This is a genomic window from Agromyces sp. NPDC057865, from assembly GCF_042796995.1.
Taxonomy (GTDB): Bacteria; Actinomycetota; Actinomycetes; order Actinomycetales; family Microbacteriaceae; genus Agromyces.
In genome coordinates this window covers 542902-566273 of the sequence record NZ_JBHVMJ010000002.1, presented here as the reverse complement: position 1 = coordinate 566273, position 23372 = coordinate 542902, and the positions used below count along the sequence as shown (strand labels likewise).

20 protein-coding genes are annotated in these 23372 nt (G+C 71.8%); 11 read left to right on the top strand and 9 right to left on the bottom strand.

What is annotated here, in order from left to right; genetic code table 11:
* The first annotated feature begins 7 nt into the window (after positions 1 to 7).
* The 3 genes from ACFVN5_RS10295 to ACFVN5_RS10285 are packed head-to-tail and all read left to right on the top strand — an operon-like array spanning position 8 to position 2683.
* On the top strand, positions 8 to 517 hold the full coding sequence (locus ACFVN5_RS10295; RefSeq protein ID WP_376954977.1) for a DUF6993 domain-containing protein: 510 nt from the start codon (positions 8 to 10) through the stop codon (positions 515 to 517).
* 5 nt (positions 518 to 522) lie between these two features.
* On the top strand, positions 523 to 2205 hold the full coding sequence (gene ettA / locus ACFVN5_RS10290) for an energy-dependent translational throttle protein EttA (protein WP_376954975.1): 1683 nt from the start codon (positions 523 to 525) through the stop codon (positions 2203 to 2205).
* 1 nt (position 2206) lies between these two features.
* On the top strand, positions 2207 to 2683 hold the full coding sequence (locus ACFVN5_RS10285) for an acyl-CoA thioesterase (RefSeq protein WP_376954974.1): 477 nt from the start codon (positions 2207 to 2209) through the stop codon (positions 2681 to 2683).
* A gap of 21 nt (positions 2684 to 2704) precedes the next feature.
* Here the strand turns inward: ACFVN5_RS10285 and ACFVN5_RS10280 are convergent, their stop codons facing one another.
* The 3 genes from ACFVN5_RS10280 to ACFVN5_RS10270 form a co-directional block, all read right to left on the bottom strand.
* Positions 2705 to 3235: a hypothetical protein gene (locus ACFVN5_RS10280; RefSeq protein ID WP_376954972.1), complete on the bottom strand. Its 531-nt coding sequence runs from the start codon at positions 3233 to 3235 to the stop codon at positions 2705 to 2707.
* A 10-nt stretch (positions 3236 to 3245) separates the two neighbouring features.
* Positions 3246 to 3737 carry a ubiquinol-cytochrome c reductase iron-sulfur subunit gene (locus ACFVN5_RS10275; protein ID WP_376954971.1) on the bottom strand — a complete coding sequence of 164 codons (492 nt, stop codon included), beginning with the start codon at positions 3735 to 3737 and terminating at the stop codon, positions 3246 to 3248.
* 188 nt (positions 3738 to 3925) lie between these two features.
* Complete coding sequence (locus tag ACFVN5_RS10270; RefSeq protein ID WP_376954970.1) at positions 3926 to 4807, bottom strand: acyl-CoA thioesterase; 882 nt, start codon at positions 4805 to 4807, stop codon at positions 3926 to 3928.
* A gap of 89 nt (positions 4808 to 4896) precedes the next feature.
* On the opposite strand from ACFVN5_RS10270, the gene ACFVN5_RS10265 reads away from it, so the two are divergent.
* Positions 4897 to 5577, top strand: coding sequence for a hypothetical protein (locus ACFVN5_RS10265; RefSeq protein WP_376954969.1), 681 nt, complete (start codon positions 4897 to 4899; stop codon positions 5575 to 5577).
* Positions 5578 to 5666: 89 nt separating this feature from the next.
* On the opposite strand, the gene ACFVN5_RS10260 is transcribed toward ACFVN5_RS10265, so the two are convergent.
* The 6 genes from ACFVN5_RS10260 to ACFVN5_RS10235 form a co-directional block, all read right to left on the bottom strand.
* Positions 5667 to 7340: an FAD-binding dehydrogenase gene (locus ACFVN5_RS10260; RefSeq protein WP_376954967.1), complete on the bottom strand. Its 1674-nt coding sequence runs from the start codon at positions 7338 to 7340 to the stop codon at positions 5667 to 5669.
* 156 nt (positions 7341 to 7496) lie between these two features.
* Positions 7497 to 7904 carry a globin gene (locus ACFVN5_RS10255; RefSeq protein ID WP_376955636.1) on the bottom strand — a complete coding sequence of 136 codons (408 nt, stop codon included), beginning with the start codon at positions 7902 to 7904 and terminating at the stop codon, positions 7497 to 7499.
* Between the two features lie 53 nt (positions 7905 to 7957).
* Positions 7958 to 9085, bottom strand: coding sequence for a mechanosensitive ion channel family protein (locus tag ACFVN5_RS10250; RefSeq protein WP_376954966.1), 1128 nt, complete (start codon positions 9083 to 9085; stop codon positions 7958 to 7960).
* 21 nt (positions 9086 to 9106) lie between these two features.
* Positions 9107 to 11749, bottom strand: coding sequence for an aminopeptidase N (gene pepN / locus ACFVN5_RS10245; RefSeq protein WP_376954965.1), 2643 nt, complete (start codon positions 11747 to 11749; stop codon positions 9107 to 9109).
* A gap of 91 nt (positions 11750 to 11840) precedes the next feature.
* Positions 11841 to 14408 carry an aminopeptidase N gene (pepN, locus tag ACFVN5_RS10240; protein ID WP_376954964.1) on the bottom strand — a complete coding sequence of 856 codons (2568 nt, stop codon included), beginning with the start codon at positions 14406 to 14408 and terminating at the stop codon, positions 11841 to 11843.
* Positions 14409 to 14527: 119 nt separating this feature from the next.
* Positions 14528 to 15406 (bottom strand): hypothetical protein, encoded by an 879-nt coding sequence (locus tag ACFVN5_RS10235; RefSeq protein ID WP_376954963.1) that lies wholly within the window; start codon positions 15404 to 15406, stop codon positions 14528 to 14530.
* A gap of 132 nt (positions 15407 to 15538) precedes the next feature.
* Between ACFVN5_RS10235 and ACFVN5_RS10230 the strand changes: the two genes are divergently transcribed.
* The 7 genes from ACFVN5_RS10230 (at position 15539) to ACFVN5_RS10200 (ending at position 23365) form a co-directional block, all read left to right on the top strand.
* Positions 15539 to 16522 carry a DUF2332 domain-containing protein gene (locus ACFVN5_RS10230; RefSeq protein WP_376954961.1) on the top strand — a complete coding sequence of 328 codons (984 nt, stop codon included), beginning with the start codon at positions 15539 to 15541 and terminating at the stop codon, positions 16520 to 16522.
* 10 nt (positions 16523 to 16532) lie between these two features.
* Positions 16533 to 17045: a ribose-5-phosphate isomerase gene (locus ACFVN5_RS10225; RefSeq protein WP_376954959.1), complete on the top strand. Its 513-nt coding sequence runs from the start codon at positions 16533 to 16535 to the stop codon at positions 17043 to 17045.
* A 12-nt stretch (positions 17046 to 17057) separates the two neighbouring features.
* Positions 17058 to 18077 (top strand): Fpg/Nei family DNA glycosylase, encoded by a 1020-nt coding sequence (locus tag ACFVN5_RS10220; protein ID WP_376954958.1) that lies wholly within the window; start codon positions 17058 to 17060, stop codon positions 18075 to 18077.
* A gap of 71 nt (positions 18078 to 18148) precedes the next feature.
* A complete protein-coding gene (locus ACFVN5_RS10215) occupies positions 18149 to 18793 on the top strand; it encodes an FMN-binding negative transcriptional regulator (RefSeq protein WP_376954957.1) in 645 nt (214 codons plus the stop codon).
* Entirely contained in the window at positions 18790 to 20268 is a 1479-nt protein-coding gene (locus tag ACFVN5_RS10210) for an amidohydrolase (protein WP_376954956.1), read from the top strand. The genes ACFVN5_RS10215 and ACFVN5_RS10210 overlap by 4 nt, the downstream gene beginning before the upstream one ends.
* 78 nt (positions 20269 to 20346) lie before the next feature.
* A complete protein-coding gene (locus ACFVN5_RS10205) occupies positions 20347 to 21891 on the top strand; it encodes a multicopper oxidase family protein (protein ID WP_376954955.1) in 1545 nt (514 codons plus the stop codon).
* Positions 21881 to 23365 carry a sensor histidine kinase gene (locus ACFVN5_RS10200; protein ID WP_376954954.1) on the top strand — a complete coding sequence of 495 codons (1485 nt, stop codon included), beginning with the start codon at positions 21881 to 21883 and terminating at the stop codon, positions 23363 to 23365. Before ACFVN5_RS10205 ends, ACFVN5_RS10200 begins: the two co-directional genes overlap by 11 nt.
* The last annotated feature ends 7 nt before the right edge of the window (positions 23366 to 23372 follow it).

The window sequence follows — 23372 nt, the reverse complement described above, 5'->3', positions numbered from 1 at the left end:
GGGAGCCATGGCCGCGCGTGTCGGCACCGTCGCGGTCCTGGCGCTCGCCGGACTCGCACTCGCCGTGGGTGCGTGCGGCTGCGCGGCTGGAGGCTCTGCACACGTCGCGAGCCCGGCGCCGAGCGCGGTGACGGATGCGTCGGACGAGCCGGTCGAGACGCCTGCGCCCGCACCGGCGGCGTCGCCGACCCTCAGCCCGCACCTGTCGGCCGCCGAGAACCTCGCGTTCTTCGACGCGGTCAACCTCGGCGTGGTCTCGGCGAACGCGGAAGCCGGCGGGCGCGACTTCATCGACGCACTGGTTGCGGCCGGCTTCGACCGGGCGCAGATGCAGGTCACGGCCGATCGCACGACGGTCGACCTCGCAGCGGACTCGGTGCAGTTCTCGGTGCTGTTCCAGGGCGAGTGCCTGGTCGGGCAGTACGGTCCCGCGTCGGGCGGATACCACAGCGCGGAGCGCCCCGCGCTGGGCACCGGCGGCTGTCTCGTCGGCCAGACACGCCCCATAGACTGGTAGGCGACATGGCGGATTACATTTACTCGATGGTGCGCGCCCGCAAGGCGGTCGGCGACAAGGTCATTCTCGATGACGTCACGATGGCGTTCCTCCCCGGAGCCAAGATCGGCGTCGTCGGCCCGAATGGGGCCGGCAAGTCCACGATCCTCAAGATCATGGCCGGGCTCGACCACCCGTCCAACGGCGAGGCGCGGCTCACCCCCGGCTACAGCGTCGGCATCCTGATGCAGGAGCCGGTGCTCGACGAGTCGAAGACCGTGCTCGAGAACGTCCAGGAGGGCGTCGGCCCGATCAAGGCGAAGCTCGACCGGTTCAACGAGATCTCGGCGGCGATGGCCGACCCCGACGCGGACTTCGACAAGCTCCTCGCCGAGATGGGCACGCTGCAGGAGGACATCGACGCGGCCGACGCGTGGGACCTCGACTCCCAGCTCGACCAGGCGATGGACGCGCTGCGCTGCCCGCCGGGCGACAGCCCGGTCTCCGTGCTCTCGGGCGGTGAGAAGCGCCGCGTCGCGCTGTGCAAGCTGCTGCTGCAGAAGCCCGACCTCCTGCTCCTCGACGAGCCCACCAACCACCTCGACGCCGAGAGCGTGCTCTGGCTCGAGCAGCACCTCGCGAAGTACCCCGGCGCCGTGCTCGCGGTCACGCACGACCGGTACTTCCTCGATCACGTCGCAGAGTGGATCTGCGAGGTCGACCGCGGTCGCCTCTACCCCTACGAGGGCAACTACTCGACCTACCTCGAGAAGAAGGCCGAGCGCCTCCAGGTCCAGGGCAAGAAGGACCAGAAGCTCCAGAAGCGCCTGAAGGACGAGCTCGAGTGGGTCCGCTCGAACGCCAAGGGCCGCCAGGCGAAGTCGAAGGCGCGCCTCGCTCGCTACGAGGAGATGGCGGCGGAGGCCGACCGCACGCGGAAGCTCGACTTCGAGGAGATCCAGATCCCGCCGGGGCCGCGCCTGGGCGACGTCGTGCTGGAGGCGAAGAAGCTCGAGAAGGGCTTCGGCGACCGCTCGCTCATCGACGGGCTGAGCTTCTCGCTCCCGCGCAACGGCATCGTGGGCATCATCGGCCCGAACGGCGTCGGCAAGACGACGCTGTTCAAGGCGATCGTCGGCCTCGAGCCGCTCGACGGCGGCGACCTGAAGGTCGGCGAGACCGTGAAGATCTCCTACGTCGACCAGTCGCGCGGCGGCATCGACCCCAACAAGTCGCTCTGGGAGGTCGTCTCCGACGGGCTCGACTACATCCAGGTCGGCAAGACCGAGGTGCCGAGCCGCGCTTACGTCTCGACGTTCGGATTCAAGGGACCCGACCAGCAGAAGAAGGCCGGCGTGCTCTCGGGTGGTGAGCGCAACCGCCTGAACCTCGCGCTCACGCTCAAGCAGGGCGGCAACCTGCTGCTGCTCGACGAGCCGACGAACGACCTCGACGTCGAAACGCTGTCGAGCCTCGAGAACGCGCTCCTCGAGTTCCCCGGCTGCGCCGTGGTCATCACCCACGACCGATGGTTCCTCGACCGCATCGCGACGCACATCCTCGCCTACGAGGGCACCGACGACGACCCCGACAACTGGTACTGGTTCGAGGGCAACTTCGAGGCGTACGAGGCCAACAAGGTCGAGCGCCTCGGCCCCGAGGCTGCGAAGCCTCATCGCTCGACGTACCGGAAGCTCACGAGGGACTGAGATGCGCCTCCACGTGCCGACGCCGCTCCGCTGGAGCGACCTCGATGCCTACGGCCACGTGAACAACGCCCGGATGCTGAGCCTCCTCGAGGAGGCTCGCATCCAGGCGTTCTGGGTGAGCGACGACACGTCCGAGCACGCGGTGGGGGCATCCACGGCCGTGCTCGACGCGACTCCGGGCGCGACCACCATCACGCTCATCGCGCGCCAGGAGGTCGAGTACCTCGCGCCGATCCCGTACCAGCGCCAGCCGGTCGACATCGAGCTGTGGATCGGGCACATGGGCGGCGCGAGCCTCGACGTCTGCTACGAGGTCTTCTCGCCCGAGGGAGTCGAGCCGCGCGTGCTGTACACGCGAGCGGTGACCACGATCGTCCTCGTCGACGCCGCGACCGAGCGGCCGCGCCGCATCGACGATCGCGAGCGCGCGGCCTGGGAGCCCTACCTGGGCGAGCCCATCACGTTCCGCCGTCGCTGAGGCGCGTCCGCTCGAGCAACGTCACCGCTCGAGCGGCTCGTCGCTGAACGACCCCTCCCAGACGGCTCGACTGCCCGACTCGCCGATCTGGAAGACCGTCCACGAGGCGCCGGCGGTCACGGCCAGTGCGGCGATCGTCAGCACGGCGCCCACGGCGATCCGGATGCCGCGGGCCAGGCGCCGATCGTCGGCGTCCACGGAGTCCGCCGAACGTCGCGCAGCGACCAGTTCGATCACCGCCCACGCCGCCACCAGCACCGCGACCCCGAGCAGCGCCCACAGCCACGGCACGATCGACTCGCCGATGCTCGTGTGCTCCTGGATCAGCGGCGCCACCGGAACGCGGGCCTGCAGCCACTTGCCGGCCTCGATCGTGACGAGGCCGAGCGGCACGAGCAGCGCGGCCGCGATGAGGAGCGGCAGCCACAGCACGCGCCGCGCGGCCGGCCAGGCCGCGATCACGACGAGCGCGAGGCCCACGAGCGGCACGAGCACGATGACCGCGTGCACGAGCAGCACGTGCAGCGGCAGGTCGTCGAAGATGTAGTCCATGCGCGGTCGCTCAGGAGGCCGCGACGATGCGGTCGCCCGACACCGACACCGCGATCGGCGAGAGCGGCTCGAGCGCCGGCCCGTTCAGCACGTCGCCCGTGGCCGCGTCGAACCTCGAGCCGTGGCACGGGCAGTCGAACTCCGACCCGGCTGCTGCGACCACGCACTGCTGGTGCGTGCAGATCGCGCTGAACGCGACGACCTGCCCGGCCGTCGGCTGCGCGATGAGCGCCGGCTGCCCGTTGATCGTCGCGTCGATGCTGCCGCCGACCGGCACGTCCGCGAGCGCCGCGACGTCCTCGCCGACGGCCGGCGCATCGGGTGCGGTCGTGGGTTCGGTCCCGGGCTCCTCGGTGAGCGTCGGCGACGGCGACGCGGTCGGGGACCCGCTGCCGTCGGAGGCATCCGTCGAGCAGCCGGCGAGCACGAGTGCGCCCCCGAATGCGCCGAACGACCCGAGCGTCAACACGGTGCGCCTCGTGAGGTCGGTGGGATCCGTCATCGCCTGGGCTCCTCGCGTCTCGCCATCGCTCGCGCCGTGTGCGCGCCTTGCCCCATTCTGGGGTCGCCGGTGGTCGCAGGGCCGCAACCCACAGGATCTATTCAGTCGAATGGAACTCGCCCGAAGCATCCCGTTCGCACACCGGTGTCGAGACAACGAGACGGAGGGGCGATGAGTTCAGTCGACGCTCAGTCGACCTCCTCGGGATGCGGCACGCGCACCATGCCCTCCTGCGCCACGCTCGCCACCAACACGCCCTCGCGCGTGTAGATGCGGCCGAGCGACAGGCCGCGCCCACCGCTCGCCGACGGGGACTCCTGCACGTAGAGCAGCCACTCGTCGACCCGCGCATCGCGGTGCCACCACATCGCGTGGTCGAGGCTCGCCACCTTGAGTCCCGGCGTGGCCCAGGCGACGCCGTGGGCGCGAAGGACCGGCTCGAGGATCGAGTAGTCGCTCGCGTACGCGAGCGCCGCCCGGTGGATCTTCGGGTCGTCGGGCAGACGGCCGAACGCCTTCATCCACACCGCCTGGCGCGGCACGCGCTCGCCGTCGACGCGGAGGTACACGGGCGACGGGATGTGCCGCACGTCGAACGCCCGCTCGCTCGACCAGTACCGCGCGACGTCGTGGTCGAGGTGGCCGAGCACGTCGGCGGTCGACGGCAGCGACTCGGGGTCGGGCAGGTCGTCGGGCATCTCCATCTGGTGCTCGACGCCCTCGTCGTGGGTCTGGAACGACGCGATGAGCGACAGGATCGGCTCGCCGTGCTGGAACGCCTGCGTGCGCCGGGTCGAGAACGAGCGTCCGTCGTGGATGCGGTCGACCGAGAAGGTGATGGGGTGCTGCACGTCGCCGGGGCGCAGGAAGTAGCCGTGCATCGAGTGGATCTGCCGGTCGGCGGGCACGGTGTGCATCGCCGCCACGATCGACTGCGCGAGCACCTGCCCGCCGAAGACGCGGCCGAGCGGCATCCACTGCGACGGACCCGTGAAGATGTCCTCATGCGTGCGCGCCCCCGTGTCGGTGAGGTGCAGCGTGCTCAGCAGGCCGTCGATGGGACCGTTCATCGTTCCTCCGTGTCGGTGGGGCTGGGCCGCGACCCGGTGGAAGCGCGGCCCGCCGGGGGCGGCGGCGCTCCTTGGTAGTTTAGGAGCAGATGGTCCAGCAACTGACGCTCGCAGACAGCCTCGCGCTCGGCGACCTGCACACGTACCTGCAGCGCGCCGGGCGCGTCGAGGACGGCTCCGTCCGGTTGATCGCGGGCAACGGCATCCTCGCGGTCTACACGGCGATCCTCTACCCTCGCGGCATCCTCGACGAGAGCCCGACCGTGCTCGGCCTGCGCACGTTCGAGCTGCGCGACACCGAGGACTTCGACGCCGTCGTGCCGATGCGCTCGCTCGTCGAGCGCATCGTCCGCCTGCGCGACCAGCTCGCCGACGACCAGGAGTCGCGGCCGGTCACGATGTCGCGGCCGCCCGAGGTCAACACGGTCACGTGGGCGGGCATCTCGCCGCCGCGGGGCGGCTGGCGCGCGCTCGGCGAGGCGGATGCCGCGACGCTCGAGTCCGCCGCACGTGGCGGCATCGACGAGGTCGCCGCCGCCATCCCCGCCGGCACGGGCGAGCAGCTCGTGCAGCGCGTGCGCTCCGAGGTCTGGGGACGCGGGGTCGACGGACTCGAGTACGTGCCGACGGGCGCCGCGTTCGCGGCGTTCAGCCTGGGGTTCCTCGGCGACGACCCGGTGCGCCTGTTCGAGACGGGACCGTGGACACGGCTCACCACGCGACGGGGCCACGTGCTCGTGCGCCGCAAGCCCTGGACGCTGAAGGCGTAGACCTTCCGAGGGTCGAGGAGACCGCGCAGCGGTCGTCTCGAAAGCCGGTCGCCGCGGGTGCGGATCTCGAGACGGCGTTTCGCGCCTCCTCACTCCGCGGTTGCGGCGATCGACCGACCGGCCGCACGACCGGTGAAGAGGCATCCGCCTAGGAACGTGCCCTCGAGCGCCCGGTAGCCGTGCACGCCGCCGCCGCCGAAGCCGGCGGCCTCGCCCACCGCGTAGAGTCCGGGCAGCACCGACCCGTCGGGCGCGAGCGCGCGCGAGTCGAGGTCGGTCTGGATGCCGCCGAGGCTCTTGCGCGTGAGCAGGTGCAGCTTCACTGCGATGAGCGGGCCCGCCTTCGGGTCGAGGATGCGGTGCGGGGTAGCGACGCGGATGAGCTTGTCGCCGCGGTACTTCCGTGCGCCGCGGACCGCCGTGAGCTGCAGGTCCTTCGAGAACTCGTTGTCGAGCTCGCGGTCGCGAGCCACGATCTCGCGCTCGATGTTCTCGGTGTCGATGGCCGCCTCGGGGGAGAGGGCGCGCATGCCCTCGAACAGCTCGGGCAGCGTGTCGGCCACCACGAAGTCGACGCCGTGCCGCTTGAACGCCTCGACGGGCCCGGGAGCGCCGGAGCCGATCCGCTCGGCGAGGAGCTTCAGGTCCTTGCCGGTGAGGTCGGGATTCTGCTCGCTGCCCGAGAGGGCGAACTCCTTCTCGATGATCTTCTGCGTGAGCACGAACCAGGAGTGCGCGTAGCCGGTGGAGACGATGTGCTCGAGCGTGCCGAGCGTGTCGAAGCCGGGGAAGAGCGGCACCGGGAGCCGTCGGCCCTCCGCGTCGAACCAGAGCGACGACGGGCCGGGCAGGATTCGGATGCCGTGGGAGGGCCAGACCGGGTCCCAGTTCGTGATGCCCTCGGTGTAGTGCCACATGCGGTCGCGGTTCACGAGCCGTGCGCCCGCCTGCTCGGCGATGGGCAGCATGCGTCCGTCGACGTGGGCAGGCACGCCCGAGAGCAGTTCCTCGGGCGCGGCGCCCATGCGCTCGGGCCAGTACTCCCGCACGAGGTCGTGGTTGCCGCCGATGCCGCCGGAGGCGACGACCACCGCGGGCGCGCGGAACTCGAAGTCGCCGACCACGTCGCGGTTGCTCGGCTCGCCGCGCCCCGCGGCATCCGGAGCGAGCACGGCGCCGCGCACGCCGACGACCGTGCCCTGCTCGACGATGAGCTCGTCGACCCGGTGCCGATGGCGCAGCTCGACCAAGCCGGCGGCGGCGCCCGCCTGCACGCGCGCGATGAAGGGCGCGAGCACGCCGGGGCCCGTGCCCCAGGTGATGTGGAACCGCGGCACCGAGTTGCCGTGCCCGATGGCGTTGTAGCCGCCGCGCTCGGCCCAGCCGACGACGGGGAAGAACCGGACGCCCTTCTCGTGCAGCCACGCTCGCTTCTCGCCGGCGGCGAACTCGAGGTACGCCTCGGCCCACTTCCGGCCCCACTCGTCGGTGTCGCGGTCGAAGCCCGCGGTGCCCGACCAGTCCTGGCGGGCGAGCTCGAGCGAGTCCTTCACCCCCATGCGGCGCTGCTCGGGGGAGTCGACGAGGAACAGCCCGCCGAACGACCAGTGCGCCTGCCCGCCGAGGCTCGCCTCGGGCTCCTGCTCGACGATCACGACGCGCTTGCCGGCGTCGACGAGCTCGGCGGCCGCGACGAGGCCGGACAGGCCCGCGCCGACGATGATCGCGTCGGGCTCGGGGCGGGATGCGGAGGTGGCGGCCACGTGGGACTCCTTCGTCTCGGTGGTGCGGCGGCAGTGCCGCGAGCGGTCCGGCGGCGCCGCGGGGGTGGTTCAGCGGATGCCGCGAGGGCGGGTCGGCGGTGAGGGTGCCGCCGTGGCGATGCTACTGCCCGCGCGGAGGAACGCGGTCGCGCCTTGTCAGTCCTCGAACGTGTTGACCATCGCGAACGCCGCGCGCTGCAGGTAGTCCCACAGCGTCTCCTCGGCGAGCGGCGGCAGGTCGAGGGAGTCGACCGCGGCCCGCATGTGCGCGAGCCAGCGGTCGCGGGCGTCGGGATTGACCTTGAACGGCAGATGCCGCATCCGCAGCCGGGGGTGACCCCGCTGCTCGCTGTAGGTGCCGGGGCCGCCCCAGTACTGCTCGAGGAACATGGTGAGGCGCTCGGCCGCGGGCCCGAGGTCCTCCTCGGGGTACATCGGGCGCAGCACGGGGTCCTCGGCGACGCCGCGGTAGAACTCGTGCACGAGCTGCTCGAACGTCGCGCGTCCGCCGACGGCCTCGTAGAACGACGGCCCGAGGGCGGCCCCGTGCTCGGTGCCGCGCAGCGGCACGTTCGCCGGCTGCACGGGCCCGGATGCCGCGGGCGTGGTCTGGTCGGTCACGGCTTGTCTCCGCTGCTCGGGGGGTTCGGCGTGGTCGGCGTCTTCGGCGCGCGCGGCGCCCTGGGGGTCTTCACCTTGGTCGCGACGCCGGAGCCCACGCCGTCGCCCACGACGGCGTTCGGCGCCGTCTTCGGCGGCTTCGCGCCCTTGATGCGGGTCGCGCCGTCGAAGCCCGACAGCACGACGCTGGACAGGCTCGGCAGGCGCACGTCCATCGCGTCGAGCGAGTGCTTGAGGCGGGTGCGCAGCTCGCGGGCGACGTCGTCCTTCGACGACGTGCGCACCTTCATGACGATGCGGATGACCATCGCGTCGTCGGAGATCGACTCGAGGCCCCAGATCTCGGGCTTCTCGAGGATGCGCGAGCGCCACTTGCCCGACTGCGACATCTCGACGGCGGTGCGCAGCATCTCGGACTCGACGGCCTCGACGTCGGCCTCGTATGGCACCGCGAGGTCGAGGATGACGCGGGCCCAACCCTGCGACATGTTGCCGACCCGCAGGATCTCGCCGTTGCGGACGAACCAGAGCGTGCCGTTCACGTCGCGCACCTTCGTGATGCGGATCTGCACCTCCTCGACGATGCCCGTCGCCGGACCGAGGTCGACCACGTCGCCGACGCCGAGCTGGTCCTCGACGACCATGAACAGGCCGTTCAGGACGTCCTTCACGATGTTCTGCGCGCCGAAGCCGAGGCCGGCGCCGATCGCGGCGGAGAGGAGCGCGAACGAGCCGAGGATCGACGGGTCGATCACGTTCACGATCATGAGCGTCACGATGATGAACAGCGTCACGTTCACGACGTTCCGCAGCACCGTGCCGAGGGTGCGGGTGCGCTGCACGACCCGCACGGCGGCGAGCGGCGAGGCCTGCAGGGCCTGGGTGTCCGTGACGTCCTGCTTCCTCTTCACGCCCGTGACGATGCGGTTCACGACGCGGTCGATCACGAAGTGCAGGATCCACCGGATGAGGAACGCGATGGCGATGATGACCGCGATCGCGATGAGCTTGCCGACGATCAGGTCCCAGTTCTCGGCCCAGTACGCCGCCAGGCTCGACCAGAAGTCCCCGCTCAGCGGCGTCTCGTCGAGCGGCGGGACGGTCGGTTCTTCTGCCAGGAACATCTGAGCGAGTCTATCGAGGAGCTACTGGACGGCGCCCGAGAGCGCGACCGCGTCGCGGGCGCGCGCGGCGAGCGCGCGGTCGAGCTCGTCGAGCTGCTCGGACACGAGTCGGTGCAGCGGCGCGGGCTCGGCGTTCGACGCGAGCCAGGCCCTGGTCATCTCGGCGAGCTCCTCGTCGACGAGCGGCGCGGGGAAGAGCCGCGACACGACGAGCGAAGCCATCGTGAAGCTCCGCTCCGCCCAGGCCCGCTGCAGCATCGCGAAGTAGTCGGTGGCCGTGGGCGCGAGCAGCTCGGGCTGCGTCGTGCGGCGCCAGCCCTCGGCGATCGCGCGGGCGAGGTCGTTCGAGAGGCTCGTGTCGGTCGCGACGCGGTGCCAGGCGATGTCCTTCCCGACCGGGTCGGGGCGGGCTGCCCGTGCGGTCTCGGCGAGCTGGCGACCCTTCGAGGTGTCGTCGTGCGCGAGGGCGGCGTCGATCTCCTCGTCGGATGCCGCGCCGAGCGTCGCCCGGGCGATCACGAGCTCCCAGCGCAGGTCGAGGTCGACCTCGAGCCCGTCGAGCCGGATCGAGCCGTCGAGGAGGCTCCCGAGCACGTCGGCATGCGCCTGCGTCGAGGCGATGCGCGTGAACGCCTTGACGAGCTGGAGCTGCGCGTCCGAGCCGGGCGCGGCGAGCTCGCCGAGCGCCCAGACGGCGTCGCCGGTCTCGGACGCGAGCTGCTCGCGGTGGTCGTCGGCGAGGTAGCGGCTGAGCGCGACCTCGAGTCGAGCCAGCGCGAGCCCGCGCGCGGCCGATTGCGTCTCGTGGCCGATCGCGGCGAGCACGAGCCGCACGTAGTCGCTCGCGGGCAGTTCGGCGTCGCGCACCGCGTCCCACGCCGAGCCGAGCACGACGGCCCGCGCCACCGGTTCGGCGAGCTCCGACAGCCGGCGCACGGCCGTGTCGAACGAGGCGGCGTCGAGGCGCACCTTCGCGTAGGTGAGGTCGTCGTCGTTCACGAGCAGCAGGTCGGGACGCGCCAGGCCGACGAGCTCGGGCACGTCGGTCGACGGTCCGTCGACGTCGAGCTCCACGCGGTCGGTGCGCACGAGGCGTCCGTGCTCGTCGCTGGAGTAGCAGCCGAGGGCCACGCGGTGCGGGCGGAGGGTGGGGTGGTCCTCCGCGGCGGTCTGCTCGACGCGGGCCGAGGTGATCAGGCCCGCGGCATCCGTCTCGACGACCGCACGCAGCGTGTTCACGCCCGCGGTCTCGAGCCAGAGCTGCGACCAGCGGGTGAGCTCGCGGCCGCTCGCCCGCTCGAGCTCGTCGAGCAGGTCGCGCAGCGTGGCGTTGCCGCCCGCGTTGGCGCGCAGGTACGCGCCGACACCGCGCTGGAACGCGGCGAGGCCGACCCACGCGACGAGCTGCTTCAGGACCGAGGCGCCCTTGTCGTAGGTGATCGCGTCGAAGTTCACCTCGACGTCGGCGAGGTCGCGGATCTCGGCGACGATCGGGTGCGTCGAGGGGAGCTGGTCCTGCTCGGCGGCGTGCGTCTTCTCGTCGCTCGCGAAGGTGGCCCACACGCCGGTGAACTCGGTGACCTGCGAGGTGGCGAGCGTCGACGCCCAAGTGGCGAACGACTCGTTCAGCCAGAGGTCGTTCCACCATCGCATGGTCACCGAGTTGCCGAACCACATGTGGCTGAGCTCGTGCAGCACGACGATCGCGCGCTGCTCGCGCCGCGCGTCCGAGACGCGGGAGCGGAACAGGTAGCCCTCGTTGAAGGTGACCGCGCCGACGTTCTCCATGGCGCCCCAGTTGTACTCGGGCACGAAGATCTGGTCGTACTTGCCATAGGGGTAGGGCACGCCGAAGGCCGCCTCGTAGAAGGCCAGCCCCGCCTGCACCGTCTCGAACATGACGTCGGGCTCCGCGTACTGCGCGAGCGACGCGCGCGTGAAGAGCCCGAGGGGCACGTCGCGCCCGTCGACGCTGCGGGCCGACCCGCGCCAGGCCGCGTACGGCCCGGCGACGATCGCGACGATGTAGCTCGAGATCACCGGTCCGGTCTCGAACGCCCAGGTCGCGCTGCCGCTCCCTGAGTCCGTCGAACTGCCGCTCCCTGAGCCCGTCGAAGGGAGTACCGCGAGCGCGCTCGCTTCGACGGGCTCAGCGAGCAGCGTCGGGACCGGCGTCGGCGCGTTGCTCAGCACCTGCCAGCCGGCGGGCGCGGTGATCGTGAACCGCACCGACGCCTTCAGGTCGGGCTGGTCGAACACCGCGTACACCCGATTCGCCTCCGCGACCGCGAACTCGGTGTAGAGGTACACGGCGTCGTCGACCGGGTCCACGAACCGGTGCAGGCCCTCGCCCGTGTTCGTGTACTCGCGCGTCGACACGACCCGCAGCTCGTTCTCGGCTGCGAGGTCGTCGAGCCGGATCCGGAACCCGTCGCTCACCTCGGCCGGGTCGAGCGCCCGCCCGTTGAGCTCGAGCTGGTGCAGCTCACGCGTCGTCGACTCGATGAACGTCGCGGCGCCCGGCTCGGCGCGGAAGCGCACGACGGTGGTCGAGCGGAACGCGTCGCCGTCGCCCGTGAGGTCGAGGTCGACCTCGTAGGCGGGCGCGGCGACGACGGAGGCACGGGCCTCGGCTTCGTCTCGGGTCAGGTCGGGCCGTGGCATGCGTGCCTCCGTCGTGCGTTCGTGCGTGTTCGGGTCGGTTCGGGTCGTGCGGCGGTGCCGGCGGTGCTGTCAGGTCGGGCGGATGCCGCGACTACGCGTCCTGCGCGTCGCGCTCCTGCGCGGCGAGCGCCCGGTCGATCCCGGCGAGCCGCTCCACCACGAGGCGGCGCAGCGCGGGGACGTCGGGGTGGGTGTCGAGCCAGGTGCGGCTCGCGTCGGCGATGGCGCGGTTCGCGAGCGGCGACGGGTAGAGGCCGTCGACGAGCTTCTCGGCGATCGCGTAGCTGCGCTTCGCCCAGACGTCCTCGAGCATCGCGAAGTACCGCGCCACGAACGCCTCGAGCAGTGCCGGGTCGCTCGCACGGAGGAAGCCCTCGGCCGTCTCGCGCACGACGGTGTTCGTCGCCGTGTCGACGTCGATGAGCGACGCCCACGCGCGCTCCTTGCCCTCGGGCGTCTGGATCGCGGCGCGGGCGTGCGCGGCCGACTGCTGGCCGGTCGCCGTGTTGTCGGACGCGAGGCGCTCGTCGATCTCGGCGTCGCCGGCGCGGCCCGACGCGACGAGCGCGATGAGCAGCTCCCAGCCGAGGTCGGTGTCGATCTCGAGGCCCTCCAGCGCGAGCGAACCGTCGTAGAGCGCGACGAGCTGGTCGACCTGCGACCCCGACTCGGCGATCGCGGCGAAGTTCATCACGAACTGGAACTGCGCGTCGCTCCCGGGCTCGGCCTCCTGCGCGAGGCGCCAGAACCCGTCGGCGAGGGCGCGGCGCGCGTCGGCGCGACGCTCGGGCGCCGTGTAGGCGCTCGCCGCCAGGATCGAGTTCGCGAGGACGATGCGCAGCGTCGTCGACTCGGTCTCGCTCGCGATGTTGCCGAGCACGAGCGCGAGGTAGTCGCTCGCCCGGGTCTCCGCGTCGCGCGTGGCATCCCATACCGAGCTCCACACCAGGGCGCGCGCCAGCGGGTCCTCGATCTCGGAGAGGTTCGCGAGGGCGACGCCATGCGACGCCTCGTCGAGGCGGATCTTGGCGTAGGCGAGGTCGTCGTCGTTGAGGAGCACGAGGTCGGGGCGCGCGAGGCCGACGAGCTCGGCGATCTCGGTGCGCTCGCCGTCGACGTCGAGCTCCACGCGGTGGTCGCGCACGAGCTTGCCGTCGTGCAGGTTGTAGAACCCGATCGCGAGCCGGTGCGGGCGGATGGTCGGGTGGTCGGCGGGCGCCGACTGCAGCACGGCGAACGCGGAGATCACGCCCGCGTCATCCGTCTCGATCTCGGGACGCAGCGTGTTGACGCCCGCCGTCTCGAGCCAGAGGCCCGACCAGTCGGAGAGGTCGCGGCCGCTCGAGACCTCGAGCTCGGCGAGGAGGTCGGCGAGGGTCGTGTTGCCCCAGCCGTGCTTCTTGAAGTAGGCCGAGACGCCGGCGAAGAACGCCTCGACGCCGACCCAGGCGACGAGCTGCTTCAGCACAGAGCCGCCCTTGGCGTAGGTGATGCCGTCGAAGTTGACCTGCACGTCCTCGAGGTCGTTGATCGTCGCCACGACCGGGTGCGTCGACGGGAGCTGGTCCTGGCGGTAGGCCCAGTTCTTCTCCATCGAGTTGAAGGTCGTCCACGCCTCGGTCCACTCGGTGGCCTCGGCGGTGGCGATGGTCGACGCCCACTCCGCGAACGACTCGTTGAGCCAGAGGTCGTTCCACCACTTCATGGTCACGAGGTCGCCGAACCACATGTGGGCGAGCTCGTGCAGGATCGTGACGACTCGACGCTCGCGCACGGCATCCGTCACCTTCGACCGGAACACGTAGAACTCGGTGAACGTCACCGCGCCCGCGTTCTCCATGGCGCCCGCGTTGTACTCGGGCACGAAGAGCTGGTCGTACTTCGCGAAGGGGTAGGGCACGTCGAACTTCGCCTCGAAGTACTCGAAGCCCTGCTTCGTCTTCTCGAAGATGTAGTCGGCGTCGAGGTACTGGGAGAGGCTCTTGCGGCTGAACACGCCGAGCGGGATGACGCGGCCGTCGGCCGAGGTGAGCTCGTCGCGCACGACCGCGTAGGGGCCGGCGATGAGCGCGGTGATGTAGCTCGAGATGCGCGGGGTCGGCTCGAACGCCCAGGTGGATCGGGGGTTGCCGTCGGCGTCGGACCCTTCGACGGGCTCAGGGACCGGCGTGGGCGAGTTCGACACGACCTCCCAGTGCGCCGGCGCGGTCACCGTGAAGCGGAACGCGGCCTTCAGGTCGGGCTGCTCGAACACCGCGAACATGCGGCGCGAGTCGGGCACCTCGAACTGGGTGTAGAGGTACGCCTCGCCGTCGACCGGGTCGACGAAGCGGTGCAGGCCCTCGCCCGTGTGCATGTAGCGGCCGTCGGCCACGATGACGAGCTCGTTCTCGTCGGCGAGGTCGGACAGCTGGATCCGGACGCCGTCGCTGACCTCGGCCGGGTCGAGCTCCACGCCGTTGAGGGTCACCGAGTGCACGGCCGCGGTGATCGCGTCGATGAACGTCGACGCACCGGCGCGCGCGGCGAACCGCACGGTGGTCGTCGATCGGAACACGTCGGGGCCGGTGGTCACGTCGAGCACGACGTCGTAGTCGTGGACCGTGACGAGCGCGGCGCGCTCCTCGGCTTCGATGCGGGTGAGGTTCTCTCCGGGCACGTGCGCTCCTTCGCAGTCTTCGCGGCTCGTGGCCGCAGGCAACGTGTCCCAGCCTAGCCCCGCGTCCGGGGAGCTCCCCAGCGCGTGCTCAGGTCCGCCCGACGCGGCGTGCGACCGGGTCAGCGGCCCCAGATCGAGACGACGGATGCCGCGAACGCGGGCAGCGCCGCGACGACGCCGAGCACGAGCAGCACTCGTCCGACGATGACGCCGGCCCTCGAGGCGCGCACCCCGAGGAACCACGGCAGCAGCCGGGGGAGCGAGAAGGTCACCAGCGCGCCGACCGCGAGGATCGCGCCGAGCGGCCAGAGTACGACGCCGAGGACCAGCGGCAGGACGGTGTCGGCCCAGTTCGCCCGCGTCATGAGCGGCAGGCTCCGGCTGAGCCGGCCGGCGAACGCGGCGAGGAACGCGCCCTGCACGACGGCGAGCGCGGCGAACACGAGCACCGACAGCCAGCCCGGCCCGACGATGTCGAAGTCCACGTTGTCGGAGCGGAGCGGGTCGATGAACGGCGACACGATCACGAACACGGCGAGTCCGAACGTCGGACCCGCGAGGCGCCCGGGCGGCAGCCACGGCGCCACGAGCAGGTAGAGCGCGGTCGATGCGAACGCGAACGGCAGGGCGCCGAAGACGAGGAACCCCAGCGTGCCCTCGAACGTGATCTCGCCCACGGTCGCCGAGGCCTCCGTGAGGCGTCCGGTCGCCTCGGGGGAGGTGAGCGCCAGCAGGCGCATGGCGAGCCGCCCGCCCGCTCCGGTGACGAGGAGGGTGGAGGCCGTGGCCGCGACGAGGAACATCGACACCCACCAGGCGTAGAGCCGGAGCCCGTCGAGGTGGCGTCGCAACCGGGGCGCCGTCGGCGCAGAGGCCGAGCCCGCGGCATCCGACGCAGGCCCAGGCAGCGCGGGCTCGACGAGCCGCTCGCGGCTCCAGACCACGCAGAGCACCACGGCGAGGGCGAGCAGGGCGCCGCTCACGATCACGACCAGCATCCGACCTCCGTTCCGGCCGACCCGGCTGCGCGCGAGCCTACTGCCGACGGTCGTCGTCGCGCCGCCCCCAGAAGGCGGCAGGCGGACCGCGCGCACGTTGACCGGGTGGGTCGGCCGTCTTACGGTGGCGGCATGAAGTCCACGGATGCCGCGGCCCCGACGGCCGAGCGATACCGGGTCTTCGGCGAGGTCGAGGCTCGGGGGATGTCGGCCACGTACGAGGCGTGGGCGCTCGGGATCGCCGACGACCCCGCGACGGTGGCGCTCATCGACGAGCTGCCGGCGCCGAAGCGCCAGCCGAACCTCGTGTTCTCGGCGTCGCGGTTCCAGGGCGCGCCAGCGGGTCCGTACCACCTGTTCCGCGACTGGCTGCACGACCACTGGATCGAGGTGCGCGCGACGGCGCTCTCGCACGCGACGCAGACGAACGAGGCGGCGCGCTGCGCGCTGCACGTGCCCGCGCTCGCCGGGATCGTCGGCCCGCTCGCGCTGCTCGAGGTGGGCACCTCGGCCGGGCTGTGCCTCTACCCCGATCGCTACAGCTACCGGTATTCGGGGCATCCGCGGCTCGACCCGGTGGACGGACCCAGCTCGGTCGTGCTCGACTGCGTCACCGAAGGCGAGGTGCCGGTGCCCGACCGCCTCCCGGAGGTCGTGTGGCGCGGCGGCATCGACCTGAACCCGCTCGACGTGCGGCATCCCGACGACGTCGCATGGCTCGACGCCCTCATCTGGCCCGAGCACGACGATCGGCGGGCTCGCCTGCGGTCCGCCGCCGCCATCGCCGGGGCCGATCCGCCGCACATCGTGGCCGGCGACCTCGACGCCGAGCTCGACGCCGTCGCCGCACAGGTGCCCGACGGGGCGACCCTCGTCGTATTCCATACGGCGGTGCTCATGTACCTCGACGAGGCCGGTCGCGCGCGCTTCGCCGAACACGTCCGCCGGTTGCCCGGGCACTGGCTCTCGGTGGAGGCGCGCAGCGTCACGCCCGGCATCCGCGTTCGGGAGGACGTGCCCAACGAGAGCTCGGATCTCGTGCTGGCGCTCGACGGCGTGCAGCTGGCCTGGGCCCAGCCCCACGGGCGTGCCGTCCGGTGGGTGCCGAATCCCTAGACTTGGGCGCATGCGCATCCACATCGCGACCGACCACGCCGGCCTCGAGTTCAGCCGCACGCTCGTCGACCACCTGACCAACGGCGGTCACGACGTCGTCGATCACGGCCCCACCGGGTACGACCCGCTCGACGACTACCCGGCCTTCTGCATCAACGCGGCGCAGGCGGTCGCGCGCGACCAGGCCGCCGGGGTGCGCACGCTCGGCGTCGTGTTCGGCGGCTCGGGCAACGGCGAGCAGATCGCCGCGAACAAGGTGGCGGGCATCCGCGCGGCGCTCGTGTGGAGCATGGACACCGCGATCCTCGCCCGCCAGCACAACGACGCCAACGTCATCTCGATCGGTGCGCGCCAGCACACCGTCGAGGAGGCGATCCGCTACATCGACGCGTTCATCGCCGAGCCGTTCTCGGGCGACGAGCGCCACGTGCGCCGCATCGCCCAGCTCGCCGAGTACGAGACGACGGGCGACATCGTCGGCAAGGGCGTCGACCACGAGCCGTCGGACGCCGACGAGGCGTAGGAAGCAGCGCAGGTGCCCGAGGGCCACTCGATCCACCGGATCGCCCGGCAGTTCGACCGGAACTTCGTCGGGCACGTCGTGCACGCCTCCAGCCCGCAGGGCCGGTTCGCGCTGGGTGCGGCCGAGCTCGACGGGCGACGGATGACGGACGCCCGCGCCGTGGGCAAGCAGATGTTCCTCGGGTTCGAGGGCGACCGCTGGCTCCGCGTGCACCTCGGCCTGTACGGCGCGTGGGACTTCGCCGGTGACATCCTGCTCGACCCCACGATCGCCTCGGCCAACGGACGCATGGGGCAGACGAACCAGCGCGGCACGTTCCTCGAGGGCCCCAACCCCGATGCGGTCGACCCTGACGCGGCGATCCTCGATTCCGCCGGTGAGAACTCGCTCACTTCCATCGGTGCGCCGCGCCGTACCCGACTGCGCATGTCGGAGTCCGAGAAGGAGGCGAACGGGCTCGAGACGTTCCCGCCCGAGCCCATCGGCCAGGTCCGGGTGCGCCTGCTCACCGAGACGATCGTGGCCGACCTGCGCGGTCCCACCCGGTGCGAGGTGCTCGACCCGGCGCAGGTCGAGCGCATCGTGTCGAAGCTCGGACCCGATCCGCTCATCGACGACGGCCCAGCGGCCGAGGAGCGGTTCACCCGCACGGTCCGCCGCAAGGGCGTGCCGATCGGCCTCCTGCTCATGGACCAGGACGTCGTCGCCGGCATCGGCAACGTGTACCGCGCCGAGCTCCTGTTCCGTGCGAAGCAGAACCCGCACACGTCCGGCAGGGACGTGCCCGAGGAGCACGTGCGCCACCTGTGGACGGACTGGGCGAAGCTCCTGCGCATCGGCGTGGAGACCGGCCAGATGATGACCATGGACGACCTCGATCCCGACGAGTACCGCGCCGCGATGGCCAACCGCGACGACCGGCACTGGGTCTACAAGCGCGAGGGCCTGCCGTGCCGGGTGTGCGGCACGAACATCGTGCTCGAGGAGATGGGCGCCCGAAAGCTCTACTGGTGCCCCTACTGCCAGGCCTGACCCTTCCGCTGGTCGAGTAGCGAGCGAAGCACGCGTTTCGAGACCGAACGAGCACGACGAACCGGAGCATCATGCGACAGAACCCGAGCTTCACGCTGGCGAGCGAGGAGGGTGTGAAGCGGCTGATCCGCGAGCACCCGTGGATGACGATCGTGAGCTCCACGGATGCCGCGGGCCTCGTCGCCAGCCACTACCCGGTGCTGCTCGACGAGACCGCAGACGGCATCGTCCTGCTCACTCACGTCGGCCGCCCCGACGAGGTCGTGCACGAGCTCGGCCGGCACGAGGTCATGGTCATCGTGCAGGGCCCGCACGGCTACATCTCGCCGGGCTGGTACGACGCGAACCCGGCCGTCCCGACGTGGAACTTCGTGACCGCGCACCTCTACGGCACGCCCGAGCTGCTCGACGCCGACGCGAACCTGCGCGTGCTCGAGTCGCTCGTCGACCACTTCGAGGACGCCCTGCCCGAACCGCGCCGCATGCGCGGGACGCCCGAGAACTCCGCTTACGCCGATCGCATCGCCACGGGCACGGTGGGCCTGCGCGTCCCGATCACGCGGTTCGTCGCGAAGAACAAGATGAGCCAGAACAGGCCCGACGAGACGGTCGACCGCATCATCGGCGAGCTCGAGGGCGACGGTCCGTACGCCAGCCCGGCGCTCGCCGCGGAGATGCGCCGCACGCACGAGGCCCTGCGGGCGGCTCGCGCGTGAGCGCGCTGCTCCTCGAGGGTGCCCGCCTCCCCGGTGCGCCCGAGGCCGTCGACGTGCTCGTCGCCGACGGCGTCGTCGCGGAGGTCGTACCGCATGGCGCGTCGACGGACGCGGGGTCCGACGCCGAGCGCGTGGACCTCGACGGGCGATGGATCGTCCCCGGCCTGCACGACCGGCACGTGCACCTCTCGCAGTGGGCCATGGTCTCGCGGCGGCTCGACCTCGCCGGCGCGGCCTCCGCTGCCGAGACCGCCGCGCTCGTGCGCGCCGCGGTCGATGCGGGCGAGCCCGAGGTGATCGGGTTCGGCTACCGCGACGGGCTGTGGCCGGATGCCGCGAGCCTCTCGCTGCTCGACGCGGTCTCGGGCGAGGTCCCGGTCGTGCTCGTCGCCGCCGACCTGCACGCCTGCTGGGTCAACTCGGCCGCCGCCCGCCGTCACGGCGTGGACGCTCCCGGCGACGGGATCCTCCGCGAGGACGCCTGCTTCCGCCTCGTGCGCGAACTCGACGACGTCGCCGACGACGTGCTCGACGGGTGGGTCGCCGACGCGGCCGTTCGCGCCGCCGCCCGCGGGGTCGTCGGGGTCGTCGACTACGAGATGCGGTGGAACCGCGACGACTGGGCCCGCAGGGCGGCCGGCGGCGACTGGCCGCTGCGCGTCGCGTTCGGGATCTACCCGCAGCACCTCGACCGCGCGATCGCCGAGGGCCTGCGCACCGGCGAGGTGGTCGAGGGCACCGGCCGGCTCGTGACGGTCGGCGGCGCGAAGGCCATCACCGACGGCTCGCTCAACACCCGCACCGCGTGGTGCTTCGACCCGTACCCGGGCCTCGACGGGCACGAGCACCCGTACGGACTCGCCACGATCGCGTACGACGAGCTGGTGCCGCTCATGCGCCGCGCGCACGAGGGCGGGCTGACACCTGCGATCCACGCCATCGGCGACCGCGCGAACGCCCGCGTGCTCGACGCGTTCGAGGAGGTCGGCTGCCGCGGGTCCGTGGAGCACGCCCAGCTGCTGCGCCACGAGGACGTCGCCCGGTTCGCCCGGCTCGGCATCGTCGCGAGCGTGCAGCCCGAGCACGCCATGGACGACCGCGACGTCGCCGACAAGTACTGGGCGGGTCGCACGGATCGCGCCTTCATGCTCGCCGAGCTCCAGGGCGCGGGCGTCGAGCTCGCGCTCGGCTCGGATGCTCCCGTGGCGCCGCTCGACCCGTGGGTGGCGATCGCCGCCGCGGTGGGCCGCGCCCGGGACGGACGGGAGCCCTGGCATCCCGAGCAGGCGATCGACGTGCGCGCCGCGCTCGCCGCCTCGACGGGGGGCGCAGGCCACGAGGTGCAGGTCGGACTGCGCGCCGACCTCGCGGTGCTCGAGCGCGACCCGTACGCGGCATCCGTCGACGAACTGCGCACCATGCCCGTGGCCGCCACGCTCGTCGGCGGCCGCATCACCCACGCGACTCTCCGGTAGGTAGCGGGGGATAACCCCCGCGCCGATCCGGTCGCCCGCCGGATGGGGTGACAGCGCCGCCGTCGCGAGGCTGGAAGCATGCCAGCACCACGCATCGCCGCCACCGGGATCCGCCGTCCGAAGGCCGCGCTCACCGCTCTCGCCGCCGTGGCGTCGGGCGCCCTCGTCGCCGTCGCCTTCGCCGGGTGCGGGATCGCCGGGCCCGGGCCCGTCGACACGGTCGGGACGGTCGACTTCGACCGGCCGCTCGCCATCCCGCCGCTCGCCGAGTCGACGGTCGACGCCGACGACACGCGCGTGTTCTCGCTCGAGGCGCAGGCGGGTACGACCGAGTTCGAGCCGGGCGTGCCGAGCGACACGTGGGGCTTCAACGGCACCTACCTCGGGCCGACGCTCGTCGCCGACCGCGGTGAGCGCGTGCGAGTCGAGGTGACCGACTCGCTCGACGAGCCCACGACCGTGCACTGGCACGGCATGCACCTGCCCGCCGAGATGGACGGCGGCCCGCACCAGATGGTCCAGCCGGATGCCACGTGGTCCCCGACATGGACGATCGACCAGCCGGCGGCGACGCTCTGGTACCACCCGCACCCGCACGGCGAGACCGAGGAGCACGTCGCCCGCGGCCTCGCGGGCATGTTCCTGCTGCACGACCCCGCGGAGCGGGCGCTCGGCCTGCCCTCGGACTACGGCGTCGACGACATCCCCGTGATCGTGCAGGACACCGGCTTCTCGTCCGATGGGCGCCGCGAGTCTCGCGTTCGCGGATACGCGGGCGGACTGGGCGACGAGCTCCTCGTCAACGGCACCCGCACGCCGTACCTCGACGCGAGGAACGAGCTCGTCCGGCTCCGCCTGCTCAACGCGTCGACCGCGCGCACGTACGGGTTCACCTGGTCGGACGACCGCCCCGTGGAGCTCATCGCGACCGACGGCGGGCTGCTCGAGGCATCCGTGCCGCTGGACCGCATCGTGCTGTCACCGGGGGAGCGGGCCGAGGTGCTCGTGTACCTGACGCCGGGCGAACGGGTCGTGCTGCGGTCGGAGATGACCGCCGAGGCGGCCGGCATGGTCGGGCCTGTGGCCGCGATGAACGGTAACACCGACTCCTTCGACGTGCTCGAGGTGCGTGCCGCCGACGAGCTCACCGCAGCGAACCCGGTGCCCGAGCGCCTCGCGACGATCGAGCCCTACGACGAGGCGGACGTCGCGACCACGCGCACGTTCCGCCTCGACGACAGCTTCCAGATCAACGGGCACGCCATGGACCTGGGCCGCATCGACGAGACCGTGACCGTCGACACGCTCGAGCGCTGGGTCGTCACGAACGACACCGAGGTGCCGCACAGCTTCCACGTGCACGACGTGCAGTTCCGGGTCTCGTCCATCGACGGCGCGCCGCCGCCGCCCGAGCTCGCCGGCTGGAAGGACACCATCCACGCCGAGCCGCAGCGGGAGTATGAGCTCCTCATGCGCTTCGAGGACTACACCGATCCCGACACCCCGTACATGTACCACTGCCACCTGCTGTGGCACGAGGACCAGGGCATGATGGGCCAGTTCGCCGTCGTCGAACCGGGCACGTCTGCCACGATGACAGGAGAAACCGACCATGAGCACTGACACCGTGCCCACCGACCGACCCGGGAACGGAGCCGCGGATCCCACGACCGCGATCCTCCACCCCACCACCACCGCCGAGGGGGCGAGCACCGCACCGATGTCGACGACCACGACGAGCGCCACGGATGCCGCGCCGCGCCGCCGCGGCTACGGCTCCCTCTGGGCGGCCGTGCCCCGCGAGTTCGGCTTCCTCATCCTCACGATGCCCATCGCGATCATCGGGCTCACCATCATCTCGACGGTGTTCTTCACCGGCCTCGGCCTCGTCGCGATCGTCGTCGGCATCTTCCTCATGGTCGCGTCGTTCTACATCGCGCGCGGTTTCGGCACGCTCGAGCTCGTCCGCCTGCGCTGGGCCGGGCGCCCCGAGATCCGCCGGCCGGCCTGGGAACGCGTCGACGGCGCCCAGGGGTTCTGGCGCGCCGTCTTCGGGCCGTTCATCGACGGCCACTACTGGCTGTACCTGCTGCACGCGCTCATCGTGAACCCCATCGTGAGCATCGTCTCGTGGAGCCTCACCGTGGCGTGGACCACGACGGCGCTCGCCGGGCTGACCGGCTGGATCTGGCAGCCGCTCATCCCGAACCAGGAGCGCACGTTCTGGCTCAACCAGTGGCTGCTCGAGCGGTTCTTCCCCGACGCGGCGCCCATCGATCCCGTGTTCGGCGAGCGCGTGCTCGAGGTCCTCGTCGGCGTGATCTTCGCGCTCACCCTGCCGCTCGTGTTCCGTGGGCTCACGCTCATGCACGACGGCATCGCCCGCGGCATGCTCGGGGCCTGGCGCTCCGAGGCCCTCGAGCGCGAGGTCGCCTCGCTGGCCGCATCGCGTGGCGCGGCCGTGCAGGCCGAGGACGCCTCGCTGCGCCGTCTCGAACGCGACATCCACGACGGCCCGCAGCAGCGGCTCGTGCGCCTGCAGATGGACCTCGCGACGATCGAGCGGCGGCTCGAGCACGATCCCGACTCGGCGAAGGCCCTCGTCGGCGAGGCGCGCGACCAGGCCCGCGAGGCGCTCGACGAACTGCGCGCGCTCTCCCGCGGGTTCGCCCCGCCGCTCCTGCAGGACCGCGGCCTCGCGAGCGCCCTCGAGTCGCTCGCGGCCCGCAGCCCGGTGCCGGTCGAGTTCGAGAACCGGCTCGCGACGGATGCCCCGCTGCCGGCCGCCATCGAACGCAACGCGTACTTCATCGCCGCCGAGCTCCTCACCAACGCGGCCAAGCACTCGGGCGCGAGCGCGATCCGACTGCGGATCGCGAGCCGCGACACGGGAGCGTCGGGGCACTGGCTCGACCTCTGGGTCACCGACAACGGGCACGGCGGAGCCTCGCCGCGACCGGGACACGGCCTCGCCGGACTCGAGGAGCGCGTGCAGGGCCTCCGCGGGCTGCTCGTGGTCGACAGCCCCGAGGGCGGTCCCACGGTGATCGGCGCGCACGTGCCGTTCGCGCCCGTCGCGGCATCGATGATCGAGTAGCGCCCAC

What these genes read in the sequence shown, in the direction of transcription:
- ACFVN5_RS10225 (WP_376954959.1), top strand. Translation starts at nt 16,533, where the DNA reads ATGCGCATCCACATCGCGACCGACCACGCCGGCCTCGAGTTCAGCCGC.
- ACFVN5_RS10230 (WP_376954961.1), top strand. Translation starts at nt 15,539, where the DNA reads ATGAAGTCCACGGATGCCGCGGCCCCGACGGCCGAGCGATACCGGGTC.
- ACFVN5_RS10275 (WP_376954971.1), bottom strand. Translation starts at nt 3,737, where the DNA reads ATGACGGATCCCACCGACCTCACGAGGCGCACCGTGTTGACGCTCGGG.
- ACFVN5_RS10265 (WP_376954969.1), top strand. Translation starts at nt 4,897, where the DNA reads ATGGTCCAGCAACTGACGCTCGCAGACAGCCTCGCGCTCGGCGACCTG.
- ACFVN5_RS10270 (WP_376954970.1), bottom strand. Translation starts at nt 4,807, where the DNA reads ATGAACGGTCCCATCGACGGCCTGCTGAGCACGCTGCACCTCACCGAC.
- ACFVN5_RS10200 (WP_376954954.1), top strand. Translation starts at nt 21,881, where the DNA reads ATGAGCACTGACACCGTGCCCACCGACCGACCCGGGAACGGAGCCGCG.
- ettA (WP_376954975.1), top strand. Translation starts at nt 523, where the DNA reads ATGGCGGATTACATTTACTCGATGGTGCGCGCCCGCAAGGCGGTCGGC.
- ACFVN5_RS10215 (WP_376954957.1), top strand. Translation starts at nt 18,149, where the DNA reads ATGCGACAGAACCCGAGCTTCACGCTGGCGAGCGAGGAGGGTGTGAAG.
- ACFVN5_RS10250 (WP_376954966.1), bottom strand. Translation starts at nt 9,085, where the DNA reads ATGTTCCTGGCAGAAGAACCGACCGTCCCGCCGCTCGACGAGACGCCG.
- ACFVN5_RS10295 (WP_376954977.1), top strand. Translation starts at nt 8, where the DNA reads ATGGCCGCGCGTGTCGGCACCGTCGCGGTCCTGGCGCTCGCCGGACTC.
- pepN (WP_376954965.1), bottom strand. Translation starts at nt 11,749, where the DNA reads ATGCCACGGCCCGACCTGACCCGAGACGAAGCCGAGGCCCGTGCCTCC.
- ACFVN5_RS10280 (WP_376954972.1), bottom strand. Translation starts at nt 3,235, where the DNA reads ATGGACTACATCTTCGACGACCTGCCGCTGCACGTGCTGCTCGTGCAC.
- ACFVN5_RS10235 (WP_376954963.1), bottom strand. Translation starts at nt 15,406, where the DNA reads ATGCTGGTCGTGATCGTGAGCGGCGCCCTGCTCGCCCTCGCCGTGGTG.
- ACFVN5_RS10285 (WP_376954974.1), top strand. Translation starts at nt 2,207, where the DNA reads ATGCGCCTCCACGTGCCGACGCCGCTCCGCTGGAGCGACCTCGATGCC.
- ACFVN5_RS10205 (WP_376954955.1), top strand. Translation starts at nt 20,347, where the DNA reads ATGCCAGCACCACGCATCGCCGCCACCGGGATCCGCCGTCCGAAGGCC.